The 3,614-nt window shown below is 53.4% G+C and carries 4 protein-coding genes; 2 read left to right on the top strand and 2 right to left on the bottom strand.

What is annotated here, in order from left to right; genetic code table 11:
- Positions 1 to 2,128 (bottom strand): DNA polymerase II large subunit (locus QI197_07660; GenBank protein MDK2373235.1); only part of this gene is annotated, 2,128 nt, incomplete at its 3' end.
- A gap of 108 nt (positions 2,129 to 2,236) precedes the next feature.
- Here QI197_07660 and QI197_07655 point away from each other — a divergent pair.
- Positions 2,237 to 2,482, top strand: a complete 246-nt coding sequence (locus QI197_07655) for a transcription elongation factor 1 family protein (protein MDK2373234.1) — start codon at positions 2,237 to 2,239, stop codon at positions 2,480 to 2,482.
- Between the two features lie 2 nt (positions 2,483 to 2,484).
- Here the strand turns inward: QI197_07655 and QI197_07650 are convergent, their stop codons facing one another.
- Positions 2,485 to 3,090 (bottom strand): 2-oxoacid:acceptor oxidoreductase family protein, encoded by a 606-nt coding sequence (locus tag QI197_07650; GenBank protein ID MDK2373233.1) that lies wholly within the window; start codon positions 3,088 to 3,090, stop codon positions 2,485 to 2,487.
- 90 nt (positions 3,091 to 3,180) lie between these two features.
- Here QI197_07650 and QI197_07645 point away from each other — a divergent pair, with 90 nt between their 5' ends.
- Positions 3,181 to 3,606 carry a DNA-directed RNA polymerase subunit RpoH/Rpb5 C-terminal domain-containing protein gene (locus QI197_07645; GenBank protein MDK2373232.1) on the top strand — a complete coding sequence of 142 codons (426 nt, stop codon included), beginning with the start codon at positions 3,181 to 3,183 and terminating at the stop codon, positions 3,604 to 3,606.
- Positions 3,607 to 3,614: the final 8 nt, after the last annotated feature.

The following is a 3,614-nucleotide window of genomic DNA, read 5'->3' as shown; positions in this document are numbered from 1 at the left end:
GGTTGGAGAGGGCTCTATCCACTTCCTCCTTTATGTTCAGGACCGTCTTCCTGTAGGGAACAGGATCCGCGTTGGGGTGGTCCCTGCACCTGCCGTTGACCCTCTTGCCGCAGACAGGACAGAACATGAGTGGGACCGTTCTAGCCCCGCATTTCGGGCATTTGTACCTTGTGGTCTTGATCCCGCAGCTGGGGCACACTCTAAAGGCCACTTCGACCTCCACCTTGCCCTGATTGTAAGCGGCCTCCATAGAGCGGGTCATTCCCTTGAGTCCCCCTATGGGGAAGAGCAGATTAACTGGAGGCTTCATCTTCCTAGGCTTAGCTTTCTCTGGCCTACCAACTCTCATACCGATCTTCGTGGGGCCCTTGGGCATCACCTTGACATCCAAGTGCTCATTGAGGAATCTTAAGGTTTCATATTCAGAAATTCCGTCGATATCGACTTCGGCGGGTATCTTGGATGCCAGGTAATCCAAGAGAGTCGCGTCGTCTCCTTCCACCCATAGCATGTTCATTCCCACTCTATGGGGAACCCCGAGTCTCTCCAAGATGTCCTTGATCTCCTCACTAGCCCTGAGAGAGACGGCCTTTCCGGATCTGGCCCCCTCCCTCACGGCCTCGAGCAAGGTGAGTAGTTCCCTGACCTTCACGTGCTCCCAGAAATAGGTGTACCTCGGATGGAGCGGGACATCGAACTTCTTGGATATCTCCAAGGCCTCTAAAAAGGAGATCCTCTGCCATCTCTCCACGGGAGGATCTATTCCCATCTCTTTAGCCTTCTCTCTCAGGAGAGAATACCACCACTCCTCCACCCAAGCCGATGGGAGGAGCTTGTGGTTGTTCTCGAGGAACTCCCCGAAACCTATCAGGACATCCCCCAAGTGCAGAATCTTCTCCACCGAACCAGCTAACTCTCTGGCCTGTTCGGGATTGTCGATCTTGATCACGCTTCCATCCCTGAGCCTCACGATGGGTCCTTCTATCCAATCCACCGGCATCACCACGGCGCTCTTCCCGGGCCTCTCGATCCTGACCTGAGTGCCCACCGCCACGAAGCTATCCAGCACATACATGGTCGCAGGGTTCATCCCGATGCTCGCCAACCCCGTGTTTCTGGATCTGCCGTACCTCAGCCTGAATCCCCCGATCCTAGAGGGGTGAGCTAGTATGGGCCTTCCCATGACGGCGTCCTTTAGGTACTTGTACGAGGGCTCCACAACCGGGCAGCCCTCATCCCGTGCTCCTTCTCCTCCTCCCTCTTCCTTCCCACCGTCCCCCCCCAGCCATCTCCAAGCGGAATCGTCGAAATCCTCTATGGACTCTTTGAGCTGTTTTATGATTCTCTTCAGCTTCTTAGCTTTCTGTATGACGCAGTCATTGATGACCAAGACGGCCCCCCCTCTTATCCTGTTGGTCTCCACCCTAGGGAGGTTTCTGAAGGAGGAGACCTCCTCCTTCTCTGTGGGGGGACCCGTTACCTCGATTGGTATGTGCATGACCGCCCTCCTAACCTCCTCTGGCTCGGAGTTGTACTGCAGATGGGCCACCCTCTTGTACAGGAAGACCTCCTCTGTGTACCTCTCCACCTCCTCGTGGGTGGGAACGTACCTGCCCAAACCCAACCTCTGCCTTACGTAGTCAGCCATCAGAACGCTCATAGCCCCCTCAGTACCCCCAGCGGTTCTTATCGGTCCGTTATAGTACACTGAGAGGTAGGTGTCGCGACCTGCACCCTTTATGGCCACCTTGCTTATTCCCTCAATCGGAGCGGAGACCGTAGCATCGGTTATTATGGCCATACCAACTCTTAACGCCAGTTCAGCCCTGTATTCGTCGTCTCCCCCGACATCTATCTTGGGGACCTCACCCTTCCTAGGGATTATCTCAGCTATGACCCTGAAAGCCGTCTCTACCTTATTATCAGTCTTCTCTAGCCAGTGCTTGACCCTGTCTCCCAAGGACTCCACGTTGAAGAGCGCTACTATCCTCTCATGGAGCTCGTTCGCTATCTTTATTTCCACATCCTCCTTGGGGTCATAACCCGCAGCTCTGGCCTTCTTGGCGACCTCTAATACCCTCTTAAGGTCCTCTTCGAGCGAAATGAAGTACCTCTCATCTACCGACATATCCCGGTTAAGGCGCCCCACCGAGGGTATAAAGGATGGCCCGGGACATCAAGTCCATCCGAGATACTTAATTTAGAAGTGAAAGTTGTAAAATCTGGGTGCTTTGAAATGGGAAGGAGAAAGAGGAGAACCACTCTCCCGGTCAGAAAGAGGAGGAAATCAGCCTTCTTCAGGTGCCCCGTTTGCCAGCACAACTCAATAATGGTTGAGCTCCACGAGAAGGAGGGAAAGGCCGTCATCAAGTGTTTCAACTGCGGGCTAGTTGAGGAGATCGAGATGAAGCCGGGAGAGACGAAGGTTGACGTCTACACCAAGTTCTTCGACTCTTACATAGAGAGGGCGGAGGGAGCCTGAACTCATCCCTCCCCTATTACCTCAGGAACGAACTTAGGATTATCTATAACTTTGGTTTCCTCGTGTGCCCTCTTGAGGGCCTCCAGATTCACATCAGTGAGCCTCTTCATCATGGCCTTGACAGAGCTCTCGGCGCTCTCAAGACCCACGATGCCTGTGGCCTTCACCAAGGCTCCGACCATAGCTGAGTTGGGAACGGGGAGTCCAGCCACTTTCAACCCTAGTTCCATGGAGATGGCGGTGGCATCCACAGTGGCGAGCCTCCGCACTCTCTTAGGGAGGAATATCTCCGCGGGATCTTCGGGCACGTTCATAACGACTATCGTGTCGGGCTTTACGCCCCTCCAAGCCACCTCCAGATTGAGGAACATGGGATCCAGCAGGACCAATATATCAGGCTCGTATATTTGGCTCCTCAGCCTTATAGGGGAGCCGGAGACCCTAGTGAACGCCATCACAGGAGCGCCTCTCCTCTCAGCTCCGAAGAATGGAAATGCCTGAGACCATTTACCCTCCAAGAAGGCAGCCTTAGCCACGATTCTTGAGGCGAGAACGGCGCCCTGACCGCCCCTACCGTGCCACCTGATCTCGATAAGGTCGTCCCCCAAATCCGTTCCCCAGGTTCTACGGGTGTAAACTTTTTAAAACCGTATTGCACCTCACCCTGATGCCAGTGTTCCCTTTAAGGGGGTGCTTATTTGGTAGAGTCTGAGGATGTTCCAGTCGATATCGACCTAGATAAGGGATCTGATTCCCTTAATCCTAGTAAGGAGACTAAATCTTCCGGAAAGAAGTCCTCGGGAAAGTCCTCCTCCAAGGCTAAGAAGACCGCAAAAGTTAAGAAGGAGAAGAAGGCACAGAAAAAGACCAAAACCGCTAGAACCAAGAGGGTAAAGAAGGCGATCAAGTATGATCCGACCGAGAACTTCATGGTACCCAAGCACGAGATAGTCAGCGAGGATGAGAAGAGAGAATTGGAGAGGATGTACGGGTCCTTGGATATGTTTCCCAAGATACTTGTGACCGACCCCATAGTGATGAAGTTGGGGGCGAAGGAGGGAGATCTGATCCGGATACATCGTGAGGAGGGCTTCTATTACAGGTATGTGGTTAGTAGAAGTTGATTTTTACG

Source organism: Thermoproteota archaeon (assembly GCA_030130125.1).
Taxonomy (GTDB): domain Archaea; phylum Korarchaeota; class Korarchaeia; order Korarchaeales; family Korarchaeaceae; genus Korarchaeum.
The sequence above is the reverse complement of the archived record's forward strand: the minus strand, read 5'-3'. Positions and strand labels throughout refer to the sequence as shown.